This is a genomic window from Parafrankia sp. EUN1f (genome assembly GCF_000177675.1).
Lineage (GTDB): Bacteria > Actinomycetota > Actinomycetes > Frankiales > Frankiaceae > Parafrankia.
The window spans coordinates 39,711-60,570 of sequence record NZ_ADGX01000036.1 but is presented as its reverse complement, the minus strand read 5'-3'; the positions used below and the strand labels follow the sequence as shown (position 1 = coordinate 60,570).

Genomic DNA, 20,860 nt, shown 5'->3' with positions numbered 1-20,860 from the left:
GGGACGCAAAGAGTAAATAACGCATAACGGGCATCTCGCCCATCGGGCACTCGCACTAAGCGACGAACGCGGGCACGCTGCGTATCATATGAGATGGAGCACACAGCGGTGAGTTACCTGGATGAAACATTCATCTGCTGGACGCGGCCCTGGGGGCGTTGCCAGCCACCGCCCGAGTGGGTCGGTGTGGTCACGCTTCCGGGGAGGACGGCGTACCGAGGGGGCGGCGGCGAGCCACCGTGGTTCGTGAACTGCGGAAACACATGAGCAGTACGGAATTTTTCTCGTTCCGGTAGCAGGGATTGCTGGCTCATGTCATAGTCTCCGTCGGCCCCACATGGGCGAGGGGTGGACGCGTCCGCAGCCGAAAACTGCAGGTCCGCTGTGTGGCCACAGGTTCAAGCCGGGAGACGGCCATCGCGTCTTCTCCGCAACGGCGAGCACCTGGAAACCGAAACGCATGCGCGCCTAACCGGTTCGTGAGCACAGGAGCGTCCATCGCATGAGCCGTCCGACCAGGTATTCACCACCTTTCCGGGCCCGGGCGGTGGCCCAGGTCGCCCAGGTCCGATCCCGGCACCGCTCGGAATGGTCGGCGATCGAGAGCGTTGCGGATGCCCTCGGCATCAGCCGCGAGGCGCTTCGGGGTTGGATCCGTCAGGCCGAGGCCGAGGCCGAACCCGAGGTCGAGCGGAGACGACCGTCGACGTCCGATCGGCAGCAGGCGGAGATCCGCCGGCTCAGCGAGGACAACGCGAGGCTGCGCGCGGTGTTGCGGGCCTTGCGTGCCAGCCACGGCGATGCACGTACCGCCGAACCTGGTCCGGGTCCTGTCGATGGCGATGAGGGTAGCCGCCAAACCGGTGCGGGTCGGGCAGAGCGGGAGGAGGTCGACCAGCACACCTGAATCTCGGGACGGACCTGGAAGACGTCCGAGGCGGTCGTGGCCGGCCCCGCCGCGGCACCGCCAACGCCGAACCCGCCAGCCTCACCCACACCAAAAGCGAACCCCCCCTGGCTCACCTCGGTTCAGGTGGTCGGTGTGGGGAGATATTCCGCCCGGAGCTGGCCCTTCGCGAGCTTGCCGGTGGGCATCCGGGGCAGCTCGGCGCGGAACACGACGACGCGGGGCACCTTGTAGCCGGCGAGGCTGCCGCGCAGGTAGGTCCGCAGTTCCTCGGCGAGCTCGTCGGTGCCCTCGACACCGTCGGCCGGCACCACGACGGCGTGGACGTACTCGCCCATCTCCGGATCGGGCAACCCGAACACCGCCACGTCGGCGACCTGGGGGTGCATGACCAGCGCGGCCTCGATCTCGGCGGGGTAGATGTTCACGCCGCCGGAGATGATGGTGAAGTTCTTGCGGTCGGTGAGATAGAGGTAGCCGTCGGGGTCGAGGTAGCCCATGTCCCCGCAGGTCGTCCAGTTCGGGTGGTCGGGGTGCCTGCTGTCCCGGGTCTTCTGCGGGTCGCCGTGGTACTCGAAGGGCGCTTCGTCCCGCTCGAAGTACAGCAGCCCGGCAGTGCCGGCGGGAACCTCCGCGCCCTCGTCGTCGCAGATGTGCGGGACGCCGACCAGCGCACGGCCCACCGAGCCCGGGTGTGTCAGCCAGTCGGCGCAGCTGATGTAGGTGACGCCGCAGCCCTCCGTCCCGGAGTAGTACTCGTCGACGATCGGGCCGACCCAGTCGATCACCGCCTGCTTGACCGGGACCGGGCACGGTGCCGCGGCGTGCATGACCCGCCGCAGGCTGGACGTGTCGTAGCCCAGCCGCACCTTCTCCGGGAGCTTCAGCAGCCGCACCAGCATCGTCGGCACCACCTGGACGTGGGTGATCCGATCCCGCTCGATCACGGCCAGGGTCTGCTCGGCGTCGAATTTGTCCAGGATGACGAGGGTGGCGCCGAGCTCATGCACGCAGACGGCCCACTGCAGGCTGGCCGCGTGGTACAGCGGGGCCGGGCACAGGTAGACGGAGCTTTCGTCCATGCCGAACAGGAACGTGCCCATCGCCGCGATGCCGCCGCCGGCCGGCCGGTCGACCGGGTCGCCGCTGAGGCGCCGGCGGATCCCCTTGGGGCGGCCGGTGGTCCCGGAGGAGTAGAGCATGAACTCGCCGCGGGGCTGCTCGGGCAGCGGCTCGGTGGACTGGGCCGCCAGCGCCGCCTCGTAGTCGTCGAAGCCGGCCTCGGGTCCGTCGCCGGTTCCCTCACCGGTTCCGTCGATCATCAGGCGCAGGTCGCAGGCGGGGACCTCGGTGGCAATCTCCACCGCCGTCGCGGCGAACCGCTTCGTCGCGATCAGGGCGCGGGCACCGGAGTCCGCGACGAGCCAGGCGGCCTCGGCGGGGGCGAGGTGCCAGTTCACCGCGGTCAGGTACAGCCCGGAGCGCAGGGCCGCCCAGACCACCTCGAGGTACCGGACGTGGTTCTCGGCGACGATCGCCACCGTGTCGCCCTCCCGCAGGCCGTGTTCCCGCAGCAGCCGGGCGAGGCGCAGCGAGCGTTCGTCGAGGTCCCGGTAGGTGATCCGCTCACCGGAGCCGCTCATGATCACGGCTGGCTTGTCCGGGTGGATGGACGCGTGCGTGCCGGGGTACATCGTCGGACCTCCAACGTCCAGGCTCAGCCGCGGCGCGGCTGGTTCTCAGGGGAACGGGCTTAGCTGGATGGTGCGGCCGTCAGGTGGTCCGCCCGGGGTTGGCGGGCAGGCCGGCGAGCCGGGCGGGCCGGATCTCGCGGTACTCCCCCACCACGGACGTCAGCTCGGCGGGCGTCGCGCCATGCATGATCACTCCGGTCACACCGAGGTCGAACTGGCGGGCGATGGCCTCGGCGCACTGGCGTGGGCTGCCCGTCGCCGCGGTGGCCAGCCACTCCGGCGGGATCAGTGTCGCGATGTGCTCCAGCTGTTCCCTGGTCGCCTTCGTGTCGATCCCGCCCTTGACCGAGCCGACCACCTCGTCGGCGCGGAAGCGTTCCAACACCGCCGGATCCCAGTCGTTGACCCGGACCATCAGATCGCCGTAGCCCTGCAGGTACGACCCGAGCCGGCCGACCGTCTTGAGCAGCCGCAGCTCCTCCCCGACCTCGTCGGAGACGGTGGCGAGCACCGACCAGACCCGCACGCTGTCCGGGTCCCGCCCGGCCGCCTTCGCGCCGCGCGCCACCGCGGCCATCGCCTCGGCGACCGCGGCGTCCGAGTAGAAGGTGTGCAGGATGACCCCGTCGAGGCAGCGCCCGGCGAGCTCCAGCGAACGCGGGCCGAGTGCCGCGAGCATGATCGGGATGTCCTCGTCGAAGTCGGCGTCCTGGTGCAGGTAGGGCCAGGCGCCGGCCGGCCCGTCGTGGCCCAGCACCATCTCGCCGCGCCAGAGCCGGCGCAGGACGCCGACGACGTCCTCGATCTGCGCGCTTGTGATCGGGGTGAGCCCGAAGGCCTTGAAGAGGCGGTCGAAGCCGCGGCCCAGGCCGAGGGCGAACCGGCCGCCGGTGAGGCGGTGCATGGTCGTGGCCATGGTGGCCGTGACGATCGGGTGGCGGGTGTTGTGGTTCGTGGCGCCGGTGGCGATCCCGATCGTCTCGCTGACGGCACCGGCCGCGCCGGAGAGCGTCGCCGCGTCCTTGGTGCTGAAGCGCTCGGAGATGAAGGCCGCGCCGATGCCGAGCTTCTCGGCGGCGCGGACCTCGGTGACCAGGTCACGGGGTGCGGCGCCGTGCCCGGCCAGGGTGTAGAAACCCAGCTCGTTGAGCTGCCCGGCGCCGCCGGCGCGCTGGCCGCCGCCGCGGCGACCGCCGTCAGCGCCCGGTTCGGCGCCGCGCTCCGAGGGCGGTGGCGGTAACTCGTCCGCGGTCACGCTCACACCGGTACCTCCCGTTCGGCACGGTCAGGCCCGCCGCGATGCCGACGGGCCTGTGGTCGGGTGTCCGGGCCGGGACCGGGTCGGACTCACCCGTAACCCATCGGTGGCCCGCGTCCGGGGGCGGGATCTGCGGACCACCGATGGATAAATTATATCGTAGCCGCGAACCGCTCCCGACACAATTGACAGTTGATGGCAGAACTGTAAATATGCGGGCCAACTGCCGTCCAGCCGTTGGGAGAACCCATGTCCTTGGAGACGATCGACGTCTACGACGCCGCCCGCTACGAGGTCGGCATCCCGCACCAGGACTTTCAGCTCCTGCGCGCGCAGGCGCCGGTGTTCCGACACGCCGACCCGCAGGTTCCGGAAGGCTTCTGGGCCGTCACCCGTCACCCGGATGTCGTGCGCGTGTCCCGCAGCTCGGAGCTGTTCTCCTCCAGCCGGCGCACCGCGATCCTCGGCGAGATGTCCGAGGACGACCGCGCGCAGCAGCAGCTGATGATGCTGAACATGGACCCGCCGGCGCACACCCGGCTGCGCAGCCTGGTCAACCGCGGCTTCACCCCGCGGGTGATCGCCCAGATGCGGGAGCACCTGCGACTGGCCAGCGAGGTCATCGTCGACAAGGCCCTGGCCGCCGGCACCGGCGACTTCGTCGAGCTGGTCGCCGCCGACCTGCCGCTCATCGTCATCGCCGAGCTGATGGGGGTGCCGCTGGAGGACCGCCACCGGCTGTTCGAATGGTCGAACCGGCTCGCCTCGGCCACCGACCTGCAGTTGGAGGCGGGCGGCGACGCCGCGACCGCCGTCTTCGAGATCTACGAGTACGCGAACAACCTGGGCGCGACGAAGCGCGCCAACCCGGCCGACGACATCGTCACGAAGCTGATCTCGCCGGACGAGAACGGCGAGGCGCTGTCCGAGCTGGAGTTCGACCTGTTCTTCCTGCTGCTCATGTTCGCCGGCAACGAGACGACCCGCAACGCCGTCACCGGCGGCATGCTGGCAATGATCAACAACCCGGGCCAGTGGGAGCGGCTGCGCGCCGACCCGGACCTCGCGCCGACCGCGGCCGACGAGATCGTCCGGTGGGTGAGCCCCGTCAACGCCTTCCGCCGCACCGCGACGCAGGACGTCGAGCTCGGCGGCCAGCTCATCCGGGAGAACGACAAGGTGGTGATCTTCTACTCCTCGGCCAACTTCGACGAGGACGTCTTCACCGACCCCTACACGTTCGACATCGGGCGCAGCCCCAACCCGCATATCGGCTTCGGCGGCGGCGGAGCGCACTTCTGCCTCGGCCGTCATCTGGCGATTCTGGAGATCGAGCAGATGTACCGGGTCCTCGTCGAGCGGGTGCGCCGGGTCGAGCTGCTGGAGCCACCGACTCGGCTACGCTCCAACTTCGTCAACGGTGTGACCGCCATGCCGGTCCGTTTCGTTCCCGCCTGAGCAGCCGCCCGGGCGACCCGCGAGGAGAGTCCGGGATGGATCTGAGCGCCACGTCAGCGATCGTCACCGGAGGTGCGTCGGGCCTCGGGGCCGCCACCGCGCGGGCGCTGGCCGCCGCCGGTGCCCGGGTCCTGGTCGCCGACCGCGACGACGCCCGCGGGAGCGCCGTCGCCAAGGAGATCGACGGCGTGTTCGCCCATGTGGACGTCACCTCCACCGAGCAGATCGTCGCCGCCACCGAGCTGGCGAAAACCCTGGGTCCGGTGCGCTCGCTGGTCAACTGCGCCGGTATCGGCTGGGCGTCGCGCACGATCGGCCGCGACGGCAGCTACGACTCGGCGCACAGCCTCGAGGCGTTCCGGAAGGTCATCGAGGTGAACACGATCGGCACGTTCGACTGTGTCCGCATCGTCGCGACCGCGATGGCGGCCACCGAGCCGCTCGCCGACGGGGAGCGGGGAGCGATCGTGAACACCGCGTCGCTCGCCGCCTTCGACGGCCAGATCGGCCAGGCCGCCTACTCGGCGTCCAAGGGGGGCGTGGTGGGCATGACCCTCCCCATCGCGCGGGACCTGTCGGTGGCCGGCATCCGGGTGAACACGATCGCCCCGGGCCTGATCGACACGCCCATCTACGGGGAGGGCCCCGCCTCGGAGCAGTTCAAGGACAAGCTCCGCCGCGACGTCCTGTTCCCGCACCGGCTCGGCACCGCCGACGAGTTCGCCTCGCTCGCGCTCGAGCTGCTGCGCAACAGCTACCTCAACGCCGAGGTCATCCGGATCGACGCCGGCGCCCGCCTCCAGCCGAAATAGACCGGCCTCCGCCACAGCGGATTACCGCAAAGCACTGAGCGCATCCGACGATTCCGCGGATTCACGCTCACTTCCAGCCGTGCCCGCGTGCCGCACGGGGTGCGTCCACAGCTCGGCTACCTGCTGCAATACAAGCATCACCCGGCCACCGAACGCATCAATGCTTCGCCTGGGATTCACGTCGCGACGGGTCTGCCGTTACCGGGCCGTCCCCGGTTGCGGCCAGCGTGGTTCAGGTTTCGTCTTGACCACCGACAAACGGAGCATCCCATGCGGTTGCGAAACACCCGTGTCACCCTGACCCGAGCCCTGGCCGGGTCCCTCGCGGTCGCCGCGCTGACCGTCACCGCCACCACGACCGCGATCGCCGCCACCACCGCCGGCGACGCCACTCCGTCCCCCGCCGCGACGGCGACAGCGACGGCGAGCGCGGCACCCACCGCTGCCGCGACGCCCACCGCGACCACGACCACGGCGGCGACCGCCGCGGCGGCAGCCGCGCCGCAGGACCTGACGGCGACGCTGATCCGCCGCTACGCCGCCTTCGACGCCAACCAGGGTGTCGCGGTCGACGGCAAGTACTTCTACGCCGTCGACAACCGCACCGTCACCAAGCACGACCGGGCCACCGGCGCCCCGCTGCTGCAGTTCGTCTCCGACGCGTCCGGCCCGCTGATCCACTTCGACAGCGGCACGGTCGTCGACAACAAGCTCTACCTCGCCCACTCGAACTACAACCAGGTTCCGATGGCGAGCTCGATCGAGGTCCTCGACACCAGGACCATGCGCCACATCGAGACCTTCAGCTTCGGTATCGACCGTGGTTCGCTGACCTGGATCGACCGCCACGACGGCGCCTGGTGGGCGGGCTTCGCCAACTACGACACCAACGGCGCCGACGGCAAACCCTACGGCGGCGGCAGCCAGAACACCCAGGTCGTGAAGCTCAACGACAGGTTCGAGGTCGTCGAGGCCTGGATCGTTCCGGCGGCCCTGGTCGACCGGTTCCGTCCGATGAGCAACTCGGGTGGCTCGTGGGGCCCCGACGGCCGGCTCTGGCTGACCGGTCATGACAACGCCGAGGTATACGTCATGGAGCTCCCGGAGGCGGGCACCACCCTGACCTGGGTCGCCACCGTCGCGCTGCCCGACGTCGAGGGCCAGGCCATCGCCTGGGACCGCTCGGACAAGAAGCACCCGACGTTCTGGGCCATCAAGCGGACGACCAAGGAGGTCCTCAACTTCGAGGTGCCCTTCAAGTCGATCCAGGACGCGCCCGCCGCACCGTTCCGCGTGGTCGGCCCCGGCTCGTTCGTGCCGTGACAGCCGGCTGAACCGGCAGTCGCCCGAGTCGCACCACAGCGACAGCCACCCGCGGTTGCGCGCGGCCGGCGGTCCGCACCGATCTGCGGGTGCGGACCGCCGGCCACCAGCCGCCGGCCACCAGCCCGGCTAGAGATCCAGCAGGTTGTGCCCGGTCTCGGTGGGGTTGAGGCCGGCGCCGAACCGTTCGGCGCGCACGCTCAGCGTCTTGGCGGCATCGTCCCGCCCGAGCATGAGGCAGTACTCCCCCGCCGCGATGCCGCGCAGGAGGTCGTCGGCCACCTCGTCGAGCGGCTGGATGGGAATCTCCCGGCCGGCCTTCGCCGCGGCGGCGACGAGCCCGGCGACCGTCATCGCCGGGCTCGACCGCGGCTTCTCCCGGGCCAGGTCCGTGGGCCGGTTGCGGTCCGCGGTCCACAGCCCGGTGTCGAGCAGCCCCTTGCCCGACGGCAGGAACAGCGACACCGCGATCGGATGTCCCTCCTCCGCGAGCTGGGCCCCCAGGCACTCGGTGAGCGTCGCCACCGCCGCCTTGCTCGCCGCGTACACCGACGCGTTCGGCATCGGCGCGACCGCCCCGTCCCCGGACGAGGTGTTGACGACGTGCCCGGGCTCCCCGGAGGCGATCATCCGCGGGACGAACGAGCGGATGCCGTTGGCGACGCCGTAGACGTTCACGCCGAACGTCCACCGCCAGTCGTTCGGCGTCGACTCCCACACCTTCGCCCCGGGCGGGCCGACGCCGGCGTTGTTCACCAGCACATGGGTGCGCCCGTAGCGGCGGAAGACCTCCGCGGCCAGCTCCTCGACGGAGGCCTCGTCGGAGACGTCCGCGACGATGCCGTCGACCTTCGCGCCGGTCTGTTCACGCAGCGCGTCGACGGTCGCCGTCAGCGCGCCGGCCTCGATGTCGGAGAGCACCAGCAGCGCGCCGGCGCGGGCGAACGCCTCCCCGAGCGCGCGGCCGATGCCGGCGGCACCGCCGGTGATGACGACGACCCGGCCGGCGAAGTCGGTGATGGGCCCGCTCATGCGACGCCGCCGTCCTGGGCCGGCCCGTGGATCTCCTCGACGGTCGGGCCGATCCGGTCGACGACCGGCGCGAGCTTCTCCAGGTCGAAGTTGTACAGCTCGGCCGCGTTGAGCCCGAGGATGCGCCGGGCGTCCGCCTCCGGCACGCCACCGAACCGGTCACGCAGCCACTCGCGGGTGTGCGGCCAGGTGCCCTCCGGATGCGGGTAGTCGTGACCCCACATCAGCCGGTCGACCCCGATGTCGTGGCGCCGTGAGATCTCCAGCTCGCCCATGACGGACGACGCCATCCACACGTTGCGTCGGTAGTACTCCGACGGCTTCATCCGCATGCCGTCGCGGAAGGTCTTCGGCCCGAACTTGCGGGTCGAGTGGTCGCCCTCCCATTTCGCGTCCATCCGGGCGAGGATGTCCGGCACCCACCAGGCACCGTTCTCCGCCAGGGCGTAGCGCAGCTTCGGGTGGCGTTCGAAGACGCCGCCGAGCAGCAGGGCCCAGAACGGGCGGGCCGCCCACCAGTACGCCTCGGTGGCGTAGATGGACAGAAATCCGGGCGCCCAGGTGTAGTCGGTCGGGCCGACGCCGGAGTGGGTGTGCACAACCAGCCCGGCCTCGGCGCACACCGACCACAGCGGGTCGTACACCGGGTCGTTGTAGGCCGGGTAGGTGCCCCACTTCGTCGGGATCATGATCCCCCCGCGCAGGCCGTTCTCGGCCGCCCACTCGGCCTCCGCGACCGCGGCGGCCACGTCGTGCAGCGCCGGGATGATCGCGATGCCGTAGCGGCGGTCGGGCTCGCTCTGGCAGAACTCCGCGGCCCACCGGTTGTGTGCCTTCGCGCCGGCCATCACAAGCACGGGGTCGCTGTCACCGGAGGAGTTCAGACCGGATCCGAACGGCGACGCCGAGACGCCGCCGACACCGGCCGAGTCCGCGTCGGGGAAGACGACCTCGGCGGCCACACCCTCGGAGTCCATCTCCTTGGTGCGCACGGTCGGGTCCCAGGCGCCCTCCATCCCGCCGTGGTCGCCGATCTCGGAGTTCCACTCGGCGAGGAACTTCAGGTGGTCGTCGGCGGTCACCAGCGCGGACGCCTGGACGTCCGCGGCCTGGGCGTCGTCGAACGCCTGGCGGTAGCGGGGCTCGACGTACTCGCGGTACTGCTCCGGCGGGAGCCCGGCGTGGGTATCGGTGGAGATGATTAAGTACCGGTCGCTCATGTTCTGTCCTTCGGCCTTCTCGTTCTCGTCGTCGGTCGCGCGGGCACGGGCGTCAGGCTCAGGGACTCAGTGGTCGTAGCGGCTGAAGGCGTACGGCTCGAACGCGACCGGGTCGACGGGGCCCACGACGCTGGCCTTGTTGGCCGAGGAGCGCGTCGTGTAGGTGATCGACACCGTCTCGAGGACGGGCAGGTCGACGACTGGCGCGGTGGGCTCGTCGCGCAGCACCAGCTTGCCCTCGACCCGCTCCACGGTGACCGGGGTGCGCACCTGGTCGAAGCGGACCAGCAGCGGGTCGCCGTCGAAGCCCGATCCGGAGACCGCGGGCAGGAACTTGAACCACCACTGGGTCGCCGGGTAGGGCTCGGGCACCGGCAGGGTCTCGGTGACATCCCCGACGATCTCGACGAAGGTGACACCGTTGCGCGCGATCCGGCCCTCGACGTGGTCGCCGTCGCGGGTCAGCTCCAGGCTGGCGAGCTTCTTCGGCTCGCCGTGCTTCTCCCGGCTGATCGAGATCGCCGACTCCAGGTCGATCGGGATCAGCAGCGGGTACTCACCGGTCACCCCGTCGTAGACGGCGTCGACCGCGAAGTAGCCGACCAGCTCCTTGTAGTGGTACTCGCCGAAATGCAGGTCGATGTCGGTCACCCGCACATGCACCCGCGGCTGCGCCGGTGGCGTGAGCGGCGGCGGCAGCACCTCGGCGAGGCGCGCCGGGTCGGTCAGGTAGACCACTTCCAGCGACGGGATCGGGGGCAACCCGCTGCCCACGTTCGACTCGGCCTCGGAGCTTTTCTCAATGCTGCGTACCCAACGGTTGCCCATCAGGCCCTCCTCATGATGGTGGCGTTCACGGATTTCGGGCAGCACGAACAGAGCTCGCGTCACGCAATTGCGTGAACGAGCGGCGTTACGGTGCGGCCGGGCTCGCGGTCAGTGCTTGGGCGCGCCGTCCGGCCAGGAGTAGAACTGCTGGCACCAGCGACGCTGCTCGGTGATCGCCTTCTCGGAGGGGCGCAGCACCGGCGGGTCCTTGTAGATCTTGTTCTCCCAGATGGGGAGGTCCTGGCTGATGCCGTCGGTGAAGGCGCGCGAGGCCTTCTCCGCCGCGTCCTCCCCGTTCTTCGCCGGGCTGGTGAAGATCCAGCGGACGTGCACGTTCTCCTCGTCGATCGGCGTCGTCGAGGAGATGAACGTCGTGTATTTCTTCACCCGCAGCACACCGAGGCCCAGCCCGTAGCCCTCGCGGACGAAGTTGCCGTCCATCGCGACTGCCCGCTTGTAGTGGCCGTCGGTGATGAAGTCCTGCTCGGGGATGGCCGGCGTGCCGTGCACATAGAGGAAATGGGGGGTGTCGACGTTGTTCTCCGCCATCTCCTGGCAGCACGTCGCGATCTCGAACTCCTTGACCACGATCGGCAGCCAGGCGGGGTCGTGGAACTCCTCGACCTCCGGCACCTCGTAGGTCGGTGCCTGCTTCTCGAGGTGGTGCCAGGCCCAGATCATGTGGTTGCGCTCGACGACCGGGTAGGAGCGGGCGGTGGCCGTCTTCGGGATGTAGTCGATGTCGTCGTAGGGAACCTCGACGCAGGAGCCGGTCGCGCCGTCGAAGCGCCAGCCGTGGAACGGGCACTGCAGCGACCCGTCGACGACCCGGCCGCCGACGCCGAGGTGGGCGCCCAGATGTGGGCAGTAGGCGTCGAACAGGTACGGCGTGCCGTCGGTGCCGCGGAACAGCACCAGGTCCTTGCCGAAGTAGAAGAGGGACTTGGTTCGCCCCGGCTCGACCTCGTCGGCCCGGGCGACGATGAACCAGCCGTTCGGAATCGGGAACGGGAAGCGGGGCGTGCTCTCCCGCCGGACCTTCGTTCGCCGGGAGAGGTCGGTCAGCGTGTCGGGACGTTGCGGCATGGGCAGCCCGACGAGCTCGTCGTCGGCGGTCGTGGTGACCGCGTTGGTTCCGTAGAGCTCGGCGCCGCGACGGCTGGCCGGGGCCCCGTCCGAGGTGGTCATGGCGTCTGCCTCCCAGAAAGGTCCGCACCGTAGCGTGACGTAGGTGGGATAAGATATACAATCTGTGGCGATCGGGAGGGGCTGAACCGATCACTGAACCGACATTCAACATGAGCCTCACCGAGTTCACAAGCCCAAACGGCTCGACTTCCGAGGAGCGCCACGTGACCGACGGCGTCTGGGGCAGCGCGCCCCGGCACACCACGACCGAGTTACTGCTGCGGCGGGCCGAGAAGGAGCCCGACTCGGAGTACCTGGACGTCTGCGGCACCAAGCTGACCGCGGGCGAGGTCGTCACGGCCGCCGCGGCCCTCGGCGGGGCGCTGCGCGAGCTGGGCGTCGCGCCCGGCGACCGGGTCGCCACGCTGCTGGAGAACTCCCCGGAGGCCCTGCTGGTCTGGTGGGCGACCCAGTGGGTGGGTGCGGTGGCGGTACCGGTGAACACCGCCTACAAGGGCGAGTACCTGCGCCACCAGTTGCGTGACTCCGGCTCGACGGTGCTTGTCGTGGGAGCGGACCTGGCCGACCGGGCGCAGGCGGTCAGCGCCGACCTCGACGGTCTGCGCCATGTCGTCGTGACCGGGCCCGACGCGCTGGAGTTCCCCGGCGCCACCGCGCACCGCCTCGACGACCTGCTCGCCGCCACCCCGCTGACCGCGCCGGTGGAGCGCGACCCGTCCGATCTGGCCACCTTCATCTACACGGGTGGGACCACCGGGCTGTCCAAGGGCTGCATGCTCAGCCACAACTACCACGAGGCGCTCGCCCAGCAGATCGGCTACAGCTGGGGGCGCACGGCGTCCGACGTGCTGTGGACGCCGCTGCCGATGTTCCACTACAACGCGCTGGTCACCGCGGTGGTCGGTGCCCTGGTCTTCGGTGGCCGCTCGGCGATCTACCGGAAGTTCTCGGTGTCGAACTTCTGGCCCGAGATGAACCGCACCGGGGCCACGATCACCTCGACCCTCGGCACCATGGCCTACCTGCTCGCCCATGACGTCGACCGGCCGGAGATGCCGCGTTCCGGCGCGGCGCAGGCCAACAGCTCGCTGCGGCTGATGGGTGCGGCCCCGCTGCCTCCCGAGGTCGACGACGTCATCCGCGAACGGTTCGGCATCGAGACGTTCTCCGGCGCCTACGGCGTCACCGAGGCCAGTCTGATCTCCTGGCAGCCACCCGGTGTGCGCAACAAGCCGCGGGCCGCCGGGGTCATCAACACCCGCTACTTCGACGTCCGCATCTTCGACGACTCCGACGTCGAGCAGCCGCGCGGCACCGACGGCGAGATCGTCATCCGGCCGAAGCTCCCGCACGTCATGTTCGAGGGCTACTGGGGCCGCCCCGAGGCCACGGTCGAGGCCAGCCGCAACTGGTGGTACCACACCGGCGACATCGGGAAGATCGACGAGGACGGCTTCCTCTACTTCGTCGACCGCAAGGCCGACTACCTGCGCCGCCGCGGTGAGAACATCGCCAGCTTCGAGGTCGAGCGCATCCTGATGGGCCACGGCCAGCTCGCGGACGTCGCCGTGCACGCGGTGCCGAGCAGGCTGACCGAGGACGACGTCAAGGTCACGGCCATCCTCGCACCGGACGCGACGCTCACCGAGGAGGAGCTGTTCCGCTGGTGTGTGGACGCGCTGCCGTACTTCGCGCTGCCGCGCTACATCGAGTTCCGCGCCGAGCTGCCGCGCAGCCCCGTCGGCCGGGTGCTCAAGCGTGAGCTGCGCGCCGAGGGCGTCACCGCCGGCACCTGGGACGCCGAGGCCGCCGGCATCACCTACGACAAGCGCTGATGGGGCAGGACCGGGTGATGGGGCAGGACCGGGTGATGGGGCAGAATCGGATGATCGAGCAGGTTGTCATCGTCGGGGCGGCGCTGTCCGACTGTGGGCGGGTGGACTCGACGACGCCCTTCGCGCTGCACCAGCAGGCCGCGGCCCGGGCACTCGCCGACGCGGGGCTGAGCCACACCGACGTCGACGGTGTGGCCTCGACCGGCCTCGGCGTCCTCGCGCCGGTCGAGCTGGCCGAGTACCTGGGGCTGCGGCCGACCTGGACCGACTCCACCAGCGTGGGCGGCAGCGCGTGGGAGGTGATGCTGGAGCACGCCGCCGACGCGATCCGGGCCGGAACCGCGACCACCGTGCTGCTCGTCTACGGGTCGACGGCACGCTCGGACCTGAAGAACCGGCTGCGGACGGCGAACCTGTCGCTTTCGTCGCGCGGGCCGAGCCAGTTCGAGGTGCCGTGGGGGCACACCCTCATCGCCAAGTACGCGATGACGGCGCGGCGGCACATGCACGAGTTCGGCACGACCATCGAACAGCTCGCGAACATCGCCGTCGACACCCGTTTCAACGCGGGCCTCAACCCGGACGCGATGTACCGGGAGCCGCTGACGGTCGACGACGTCCTCGCCGCGCCCATGGTGGCGACGCCGTTCACCAAGCTGCACTGCTGCATCCGCAGCGACGGTGGCGGCGCGGTGGTGCTGACATCCGCCCGGCGCGCGGCCGACCTGCCGGGCCGGGCGGTGCGGGTGCTGGGCACCGGCACCGCGAGCAATGTGACGACGATGTCGGAGTGGGCGGACTTCACCCGCTCACCCGCCGAGGTGTCCGGCCGGCTGGCCTTCTCACGCGCCGGGCTGACCCCCGCCGACGTGGACGTCTGCCAGTTCTACGACTCGTTCACCTCGACGGTGCTGCTGACCTTCGAGGCGCTGGGGTTCTGCGGCCGCGGGGAGGCCGGCGGCTACCTGGAGGGCGGCACGATGCGGGTGGGCGGGGCGATGCCCACCAACACCGACGGCGGCGGGCTGTCGGCCTGTCATCCCGGCATGCGCGGGATCTTCCTGCTGGTCGAGGCCGTCCGCCAGCTGCGCGGGGAGGCCACCGGCCGGCAGGTCCCGGACGCCCGGGTGGCCTGTGTGAACGCCACCGGAGGCTGGTTCAGCTCGGCCTCGACAGTGCTGCTCGGAGTCGACTGAGAGCCGGCCGAGCGCCGACTCAGGGGTCGGGCGGGGGGGACGAACACCACCAAGGTGGTGCCGGTACACGAACCCTTGCCACATTCCGGCATATGTGATTGATTATACAATATCTAAAGATCACCGCAGTGACGCCACGTCCCGGGTCATGCGTGGTCACCCGCCCGCCCCGCCAGGGCCCGTGCCGCTCCCACACCGGGCCCGGACCCCTGGCACCGGGGGTGGCGCGCCCATCTCCACAGATCCAGCAGAACTCCGATGAGACATCGCAGCCGAGTCGTTGCCGCCGACGGCGGTTTTGGAGGCATTATGCCGACGCCGACATCCACCGCGGCGCCGCCCGTCACCGGAGCAGCGCCACTGTTGCGCCTGTCCTCGGTCAGCAAGCGCTTCGGCGGGGTGCGCGCACTGACCGACGTCGACCTCACCGTCGCCGCCGGAACCGTCCAGGGCCTCATCGGGCCGAACGGCGCAGGCAAGACCACGCTTTTCGACATCATCTCCGGCATCACCCCCGCCTCCGAGGGAACCGTCCACTTCGCGGACGACGACGTCACAGCCGTCTCGGCCACCCGGCGCGCACGGCTCGGCATGCGCCGCACGTTCCAGCGGGCCCAGGTCTTCAGCTGGCTTTCGGTGGAGGACAACGTGCTCGCCGGGCTCGAGTGGCACGGCGGCGGTGGCGGTGTCCTCGCCGACCTGCTCTCCCTGCCGTCGCGGCGCACGCTGGAACGCCAGCGCCGCGAGCGGGCCGCGGAGGTCCTCGAGTGGTGCGGCCTCACGGAACTGCGCAAGGTCTCCGCCGGCGCGCTGCCACTCGGCCAGCAGCGCCTGCTCGAGCTCGCGCGCGCCATCGCCGACCGCCCGCGGCTGCTGCTGCTCGACGAGCCGACGTCCGGGCTGGCTCACGCCGAGTCCGACCGCTTCGGGGAGCTGGTGCTGTCCCTGCGGGGCGAGGGGTGCGCGGTGGTGCTCGTCGAGCACGACGCCGCCTTCGTTATGCGGACCTGCGACCGCATCACCGTGCTCGACCTGGGCTCCGTCCTCGCCGAGGGCACCCCGGCCGAGATTCAGGCGAACCAGGCCGTCCGCGACGCCTACCTCGGCTGACACCAGCTCCCGCACCGCTCGTTCGTTCAAGAATCACCAGGAGTGCAACGATGCGACCCATCCGATTAGTGGCGGCGGCAGCCACCGCGCTCGCGGTCATCGCGAGTGCTGTGGGGTGCTCGTCGGACGGCACACCTCAGGACGGCCCGACGGTCGCGGCCGACACGGTGAAGGCGGGCCCACCGTCGGGCTGGAGCGACGGTGGCTACACCGTGGACGCAGCCAGCCTGAAATGTGGCCAGACCGCCGCCAACCCCACCCGCGGCGTCACCGACAACGAGATCACCATCGGTGGCCTGGCCTATCTGACCAGCGCCAGCGGCAGCTCGATGGCCGGCACCGAGCTCGGCGCGCAGGCCCGTTTCGACCGGGCGAACGCCGAGGGCGGCGTCAACGGCCGCAAGATCAACTACGTGGGCACCCTCGATGACGGCAACGACCCCGCGCGCAACAGCGCCCAGGCCAAGGCACTGGTCGACAAGAACATCTTCGCCGCGGTCCCGGTGATGACCAGCAGCGCGAACTATCTCGACACCTTCTGCGGCGAGACGGTTCCCTTCTTCGGCTGGGGCTTCAACCTCGGTTTCTGCGAGACCTCGATCGGCTTCGGCGTCACCGGATGCCAGTTCCCCGAGGGCGACGTCACCTCGACGACGTACGGCCTGATGATCCAGGCCATGTTCGGCGGTGACGCCTCCGGCAAGACGACCGCTCTCGTCGGTGTCGACAACGACTCGGCACGGGCGGGCCTGAAGCAGCTCGGCGAACAGATCCGCTCCGTCGGGGTGAAGACCGTCTACGAGGAGAACCCGATCCCCGTCGCGGGCATCACCGACACCACCGCGGTCGTCAACGCCCTGATGACCTCGAACAACGGCGCCCCGCCGGACGTCGTCCTCTACGTCGCGGACTTCAACTCGGTCATCAAGATGACCGCCGCGATGACCGCTGCCGGGTACGAGGGCAAGAACCTCAACCCGGTCGGCTACGACCCGCGCCTCGCCGGGTTCAAGGACCTGCAGAAGTCCTACACGATCGTGCAGTGGCAGCCCGGGGTCGACACCAGCGTCCCCGCCATCAAGCAGCTCACCGAGGACTTCGCCAAGTACGCCCCGGACCAGGCCATCAGCCTGCCGGCGATGGCCGGGTACTGGGCGGCCGACATGTTCGTCCAGGCAGCCACCAAGGCCGGCCGTGACCTCACCGTCGACAAGCTCCTGAAGGTGCTCAACTCCGACTACTCCTACTACGTCGAGGGCGCCGTGCCCGAGACGCGGTGGCCGCTCAACCACAACATCTCGTCCCCCTGCGCCTCGATCGTCCAGCTCAACGGCGACAAGTACGACATCACCAGCAAGCTCTCCTGCGGTTCCCTGATCAAGAAGTAGCTCCACCGCACAACAGCAAAAACAGCAACAGCAACAGCAACAGCAACAGCAACAGCAGGTAATACCGCCTGGCCGGGGCCGGAACGGAAACTCCGCGCCCGGCCAGGTGGTCTCAGAAATGGCGGCGGCGCGGGCCGCGACCAAGGAGGAATCGCGTGACCGAGTTCTTCAACCTGGTGGTCGCGGGGCTGGTCACCGGCGCGTTATACGCGATCCTCGCGTCCGGCCTGACCCTCACCTACCAGACCTCCGGAGTGTTCAACTTCGGGCAGGGCGGCGTCGCCTTCTCGACGGCCTACCTGTTCTTCCAGCTCAACACCGGCCAGGGCCTGCCCGTCGTGCCGAGCGCGATTCTGTGTGTCGGCGTGTTCGCGCCGGCGCTGGGCTGGCTGCTGCACCGGATCCTGTTCAACCCGCTGCGCGACGCGTCCATCGCGGCGCGGATGGTCGCCACCCTCGGCCTGCTCATCGCGCTGCCCGCGCTGTGCCTGTGGATCTCCGCCATGCTGCGGGAGAAGGCCAGCCTGGACCTGCCGACCGTCGAGGACGTCTTCCGGTTCCCGGGCCTGGGCCCCAGCCCCAAGGAGATCTACAAGCTCGGCAACGGGCTGATCCTGGACAGCGACAAGCTGGCCATTCTCGGCGCCGCGATCTTCTCCGCGCTGCTGCTGTGGTATCTCGTTCGCCGCACCCGCATCGGCCTGGAGATGCGCGCCTCGGTGAGCCGGCCCGCCATCGCCGCCCTGCGCGGCGTCGACCCGGACCGTGCGTCCGCGGTCTCCTGGATCACCTCCTGCGGGCTGGCCGGCCTGGTCGGCGTCCTGCTGGCCCCGATGTTCGGCCTGGCCAACTTCACCTACAACACGCTGCTGTTCGTCTCGATCCCCGCGGTGGTGCTGGCGCGTTTCGCCTCCATTCCGATCGCGATGGCCGGTGGTCTGCTGCTCGGTGTCGCCCAGAACCTGGTGGACGGCTACGTCGACCTCGACATCACCGGATTCCCGACCGCCGTCCCGTTCATCATTCTCTTCCTGCTGCTGTTCTTCTTCGGCGCCGAACGCGGCCGTTCCGCCGGCACCACCCTCGAGGAGAAGCCGCCCGCCGAGGACCCGACCGAGGTCTCGCCGTGGCGCCGGCGCGCGCTGTGGGGTGTGGTCACCGCCGGCCTGCTCGCCTACACCGCCTGGGGCGCCACCGACTTCTGGGCCGGTCTGCTCGCAGAGGGCCTGGCCACCGCCATCGTGCTGATGTCGTTCACGGTCGTCACCGGCATCGGCGGCATGGTCAGCCTCGCGCAGGTCGCCTTCGTCCTCGCCGGTGCCTTCACCACCGGCATCCTGCTCTCCCATGACGTCCCCTACCTGCCCGCGCTGCTCGCCGGGGTGATCGTCGCCGCCCTGACCGGCGCCGTCATCGCGCTGCCGACCCGCCGTCTCGGCGGACTGCCGCTGGCGCTGTCCACGCTGGCGCTGGCGTTCATCGGCCAGAACCTGCTGTTCCAGATCCGCGACATCTCCAACGGCTCCGGCGGCTGGGCGATCCCGGCACCGGACCTGGGCATCGTCGACACCGCCAACCCCCGGTGGATGGTCGTGATGCTGCTCGTGCTGCTCGGGCTGACCATCTGGCTCGTCCACGCCCTGCGCACCTCCAGCACGGGCCGGGCGATGCTCGCCGTCCGCTCCAGCGACGTCGGCGCGCAGACCAACGGCATCGCCGTCGGGCGCATGAAGCTGCTGGTCTTCGTCATCTCCGCGGCCATCGCCGGGTTCGGCGGCGTCCTGCTCGCGACCACCCGCGGCCGGGTCACCAACACCGACTACGACGCGTTCCTCGGGCTGGTCTGGCTGGCGACCACCATCACCTTCAGCATCCGCCGCCCCGCCGGCGCCGTCCTCGCCGGCCTCGTCGCCGCGCTCGCCCCGCAGGCGTTCGAGAACATCCCGGACTCCACCCACTTCATGCAGATCCTCTTCGGGCTCGGCGCCATCGGCCTGGCCCGCGACCCGGACGGCGCGCTGGCCGCCATCGGCCGCGCCACCCAGCAACGTCGCCGCCGCCAGGCCGGCCCGGCAACAGCTGCGACGGCGCCCGCCCCGGCAGCTCCCTCACCCGCGGTCGCTGTTCCTGTGGGCGGCGATGTGCCCACGGCCGCCGGTGCGCTCGCAGGCGCGGTGGAGCCCGTCCTGCGGGTGCGTGGGCTGCACGCCGGCTACAACGACATCGAGGTCCTGCACGGCGTCGACCTCGTGATCGGCCCCGGCGAGGCGTTGGCCCTGCTGGGCAGCAACGGTGCCGGCAAGACCACGCTGTGCGCGGCGATCGGCGGCCTCGTCACACCCACCTCGGGCACCGTCGAGCTCGCCGGCGAGGACGTCACCGCGATCCCGGCGCAGCACCGGCGGCGTGACGGCATCTATCTGGCGCCCGAGGGCCGCGGCATCTTCCCCGACCTCACCGTCGAGGAGAACCTGACGATCTGGCTGCGCGACCGGGACGAACGCGACCGTGCCTACGAGGCCTTCCCCTCGCTGGCCCGCCGGCGCGGGCAGGCCGCGGGTGCGCTTTCCGGCGGTGAGCAGCAGCAGCTCACCCTCGCCCCGGCGCTCGTCCGCCCGCCCCGCCTGCTCATCGCCGACGAGCCGTCGCTCGGCCTGGCACCGCTGGTCACCGAGCAGATCTTCGCCGCGCTCGGCCAGCTGCAGCAGCAGGGAACGGCCCTGCTCATCGCCGAGGAGAAGACCCGCAACGCGCTGTCCGTCGCGGGGCACGCCGCCTTCCTCACCGTCGGCCACATCACCTGGGCCGGCCCGACCAGCGAGCTGGACACCGAGCAGCTGGCCCGCGCCTACCTTGGTACCGCCGGCGCCGGCGCCGGCGCCACCCCGGCCGCCCCTGCCACGGCGGCGACCAAGGCCGTCCGGGTGGCTGAATGACCCGGACCAGGCAGCACATGGAACGTCGCAGCAGTGGACGTCAGGTCGCGGACCACATCCGCGGCCTGATCTTCAGCGGTGCGCTGCGCCAGGGTGACCGCGTCCGCCAGGACATGATCGCCGAGGAGCTGGGCGTCAGCCGCATCCCGGTGCGCGAGGCGATGATCACGCTGGAGAGCGAGGGCTGGATCGCGATCGAGCCGCACCGCGGCGCGTTCGTCCACGGGCTGGACCGCAACTCCGTCATCGACTACTACGCGCTGCTGGGCCACCTCTACGGGCTGGCGGCCGAGCAGGCCACCGAACGCGGTGACCCGGCCGGCTTCGCGGCGCTGGCCGCCGCGGAGCGCCGGCTGTGCCAGGCCGAGGACGCCGACGAGCTTCTGCGCGCCAACGAGCAGTTCCTCCGCCAGATCTTCGCGATGGCGAACTCGCCCCGGCTGTCGTCGTTCTCCCGTCTGATGACCGGCATCATCCCGGGCAACTTCTTCGCCCTTGTTCCCGGAACCATCGGGGCGCAGAAGAGCGGAGTGGCCGCCGTCATGCGGGCGATGACGGCCGGCGACGGCGGCGGCGCCGCGGCGGAGTTCATCCGCCTGCTGCGCAGCTACGGCGGGCATGTGGTGGAGCTGCTGGACGCACGCGACATCCTCTGGCACCCCGCGGCCTGACGACCAATCTCACGACCACCCGTTACAGGGACAGGAGCCAGCT

16 protein-coding genes are annotated in these 20,860 nt (G+C 70.3%); 10 read left to right on the top strand and 6 right to left on the bottom strand.

The features are described 5' to 3' along the window. Positions 1-502: 502 nt before the first annotated feature. Entirely contained in the window at positions 503-907 is a 405-nt protein-coding gene (locus tag FREUN1FDRAFT_RS39765) for a transposase (RefSeq protein ID WP_006540611.1), read from the top strand. A gap of 122 nt (positions 908-1,029) precedes the next feature. Here the strand turns inward: FREUN1FDRAFT_RS39765 and FREUN1FDRAFT_RS13475 are convergent, their stop codons facing one another. Both FREUN1FDRAFT_RS13475 and FREUN1FDRAFT_RS13470 read right to left on the bottom strand, forming a co-directional pair. Next, on the bottom strand, positions 1,030-2,601 hold the full coding sequence (locus tag FREUN1FDRAFT_RS13475) for an acyl-CoA synthetase (protein WP_006540610.1): 1,572 nt from the start codon (positions 2,599-2,601) through the stop codon (positions 1,030-1,032). A gap of 79 nt (positions 2,602-2,680) precedes the next feature. After that, positions 2,681-3,742 (bottom strand): TIGR03857 family LLM class F420-dependent oxidoreductase, encoded by a 1,062-nt coding sequence (locus FREUN1FDRAFT_RS13470; RefSeq protein ID WP_035951491.1) that lies wholly within the window; start codon positions 3,740-3,742, stop codon positions 2,681-2,683. Positions 3,743-4,108: 366 nt separating this feature from the next. Between FREUN1FDRAFT_RS13470 and FREUN1FDRAFT_RS13465 the strand changes: the two genes are divergently transcribed. From FREUN1FDRAFT_RS13465 to FREUN1FDRAFT_RS13455, 3 genes are all read left to right on the top strand, one after another. Beyond that, positions 4,109-5,317 carry a cytochrome P450 gene (locus FREUN1FDRAFT_RS13465; protein ID WP_006540608.1) on the top strand — a complete coding sequence of 403 codons (1,209 nt, stop codon included), beginning with the start codon at positions 4,109-4,111 and terminating at the stop codon, positions 5,315-5,317. A 35-nt stretch (positions 5,318-5,352) separates the two neighbouring features. Continuing rightward, on the top strand, positions 5,353-6,129 hold the full coding sequence (locus FREUN1FDRAFT_RS13460; RefSeq protein ID WP_006540607.1) for an SDR family NAD(P)-dependent oxidoreductase: 777 nt from the start codon (positions 5,353-5,355) through the stop codon (positions 6,127-6,129). Positions 6,130-6,399: 270 nt separating this feature from the next. Then, positions 6,400-7,452, top strand: a complete 1,053-nt coding sequence (locus FREUN1FDRAFT_RS13455; protein ID WP_006540606.1) for a hypothetical protein — start codon at positions 6,400-6,402, stop codon at positions 7,450-7,452. 129 nt (positions 7,453-7,581) lie between these two features. Here FREUN1FDRAFT_RS13455 and FREUN1FDRAFT_RS13450 read toward each other — a convergent pair whose 3' ends face one another. The 4 genes from FREUN1FDRAFT_RS13450 to FREUN1FDRAFT_RS13435 all read right to left on the bottom strand — a co-directional run bounded on the left by FREUN1FDRAFT_RS13450 (position 7,582) and on the right by FREUN1FDRAFT_RS13435 (position 11,720). Next, positions 7,582-8,484, bottom strand: a complete 903-nt coding sequence (locus tag FREUN1FDRAFT_RS13450; protein ID WP_006540605.1) for an SDR family NAD(P)-dependent oxidoreductase — start codon at positions 8,482-8,484, stop codon at positions 7,582-7,584. Next, a complete protein-coding gene (locus FREUN1FDRAFT_RS13445) occupies positions 8,481-9,704 on the bottom strand; it encodes an amidohydrolase family protein (protein ID WP_006540604.1) in 1,224 nt (407 codons plus the stop codon). The genes FREUN1FDRAFT_RS13450 and FREUN1FDRAFT_RS13445 overlap by 4 nt, the downstream gene beginning before the upstream one ends. Positions 9,705-9,770: 66 nt before the next feature. Continuing rightward, complete coding sequence (locus tag FREUN1FDRAFT_RS13440; protein ID WP_006540603.1) at positions 9,771-10,532, bottom strand: acetoacetate decarboxylase family protein; 762 nt, start codon at positions 10,530-10,532, stop codon at positions 9,771-9,773. Positions 10,533-10,640: 108 nt separating this feature from the next. Continuing rightward, a complete protein-coding gene (locus FREUN1FDRAFT_RS13435) occupies positions 10,641-11,720 on the bottom strand; it encodes a Rieske 2Fe-2S domain-containing protein (protein ID WP_006540602.1) in 1,080 nt (359 codons plus the stop codon). A gap of 164 nt (positions 11,721-11,884) precedes the next feature. On the opposite strand from FREUN1FDRAFT_RS13435, the gene FREUN1FDRAFT_RS13430 reads away from it, so the two are divergent. The 6 genes from FREUN1FDRAFT_RS13430 to FREUN1FDRAFT_RS13405 all read left to right on the top strand — a co-directional run bounded on the left by FREUN1FDRAFT_RS13430 (position 11,885) and on the right by FREUN1FDRAFT_RS13405 (position 20,817). Then, positions 11,885-13,516 (top strand): AMP-binding protein, encoded by a 1,632-nt coding sequence (locus FREUN1FDRAFT_RS13430; protein ID WP_006540601.1) that lies wholly within the window; start codon positions 11,885-11,887, stop codon positions 13,514-13,516. Continuing rightward, positions 13,516-14,712: a hypothetical protein gene (locus FREUN1FDRAFT_RS13425; protein WP_006540600.1), complete on the top strand. Its 1,197-nt coding sequence runs from the start codon at positions 13,516-13,518 to the stop codon at positions 14,710-14,712. Before FREUN1FDRAFT_RS13430 ends, FREUN1FDRAFT_RS13425 begins: the two co-directional genes overlap by 1 nt. A gap of 309 nt (positions 14,713-15,021) precedes the next feature. After that, on the top strand, positions 15,022-15,822 hold the full coding sequence (locus tag FREUN1FDRAFT_RS13420; protein WP_006540599.1) for an ABC transporter ATP-binding protein: 801 nt from the start codon (positions 15,022-15,024) through the stop codon (positions 15,820-15,822). Positions 15,823-15,872: 50 nt separating this feature from the next. Continuing rightward, a complete protein-coding gene (locus tag FREUN1FDRAFT_RS13415; protein WP_006540598.1) occupies positions 15,873-17,210 on the top strand; it encodes an ABC transporter substrate-binding protein in 1,338 nt (445 codons plus the stop codon). Between the two features lie 155 nt (positions 17,211-17,365). Beyond that, a complete protein-coding gene (locus FREUN1FDRAFT_RS13410; RefSeq protein ID WP_006540597.1) occupies positions 17,366-20,146 on the top strand; it encodes an ATP-binding cassette domain-containing protein in 2,781 nt (926 codons plus the stop codon). After that, positions 20,143-20,817: a GntR family transcriptional regulator gene (locus FREUN1FDRAFT_RS13405; RefSeq protein WP_006540596.1), complete on the top strand. Its 675-nt coding sequence runs from the start codon at positions 20,143-20,145 to the stop codon at positions 20,815-20,817. Before FREUN1FDRAFT_RS13410 ends, FREUN1FDRAFT_RS13405 begins: the two co-directional genes overlap by 4 nt. The last annotated feature ends 43 nt before the right edge of the window (positions 20,818-20,860 follow it).

Excerpts from the sequence above, each read along its gene's own strand:
- FREUN1FDRAFT_RS39765 (WP_006540611.1), top strand. The coding sequence starts at position 503 with ATGAGCCGTCCGACCAGGTATTCACCACCTTTCCGGGCCCGGGCGGTG.
- FREUN1FDRAFT_RS13475 (WP_006540610.1), bottom strand. The coding sequence starts at position 2,601 with ATGTACCCCGGCACGCACGCGTCCATCCACCCGGACAAGCCAGCCGTG.
- FREUN1FDRAFT_RS13465 (WP_006540608.1), top strand. The coding sequence starts at position 4,109 with ATGTCCTTGGAGACGATCGACGTCTACGACGCCGCCCGCTACGAGGTC.
- FREUN1FDRAFT_RS13460 (WP_006540607.1), top strand. The coding sequence starts at position 5,353 with ATGGATCTGAGCGCCACGTCAGCGATCGTCACCGGAGGTGCGTCGGGC.
- FREUN1FDRAFT_RS13455 (WP_006540606.1), top strand. The coding sequence starts at position 6,400 with ATGCGGTTGCGAAACACCCGTGTCACCCTGACCCGAGCCCTGGCCGGG.
- FREUN1FDRAFT_RS13450 (WP_006540605.1), bottom strand. The coding sequence starts at position 8,484 with ATGAGCGGGCCCATCACCGACTTCGCCGGCCGGGTCGTCGTCATCACC.
- FREUN1FDRAFT_RS13445 (WP_006540604.1), bottom strand. The coding sequence starts at position 9,704 with ATGAGCGACCGGTACTTAATCATCTCCACCGATACCCACGCCGGGCTC.
- FREUN1FDRAFT_RS13440 (WP_006540603.1), bottom strand. The coding sequence starts at position 10,532 with ATGGGCAACCGTTGGGTACGCAGCATTGAGAAAAGCTCCGAGGCCGAG.
- FREUN1FDRAFT_RS13435 (WP_006540602.1), bottom strand. The coding sequence starts at position 11,720 with ATGACCACCTCGGACGGGGCCCCGGCCAGCCGTCGCGGCGCCGAGCTC.
- FREUN1FDRAFT_RS13425 (WP_006540600.1), top strand. The coding sequence starts at position 13,516 with ATGGGGCAGGACCGGGTGATGGGGCAGGACCGGGTGATGGGGCAGAAT.
- FREUN1FDRAFT_RS13420 (WP_006540599.1), top strand. The coding sequence starts at position 15,022 with ATGCCGACGCCGACATCCACCGCGGCGCCGCCCGTCACCGGAGCAGCG.
- FREUN1FDRAFT_RS13415 (WP_006540598.1), top strand. The coding sequence starts at position 15,873 with ATGCGACCCATCCGATTAGTGGCGGCGGCAGCCACCGCGCTCGCGGTC.
- FREUN1FDRAFT_RS13405 (WP_006540596.1), top strand. The coding sequence starts at position 20,143 with ATGACCCGGACCAGGCAGCACATGGAACGTCGCAGCAGTGGACGTCAG.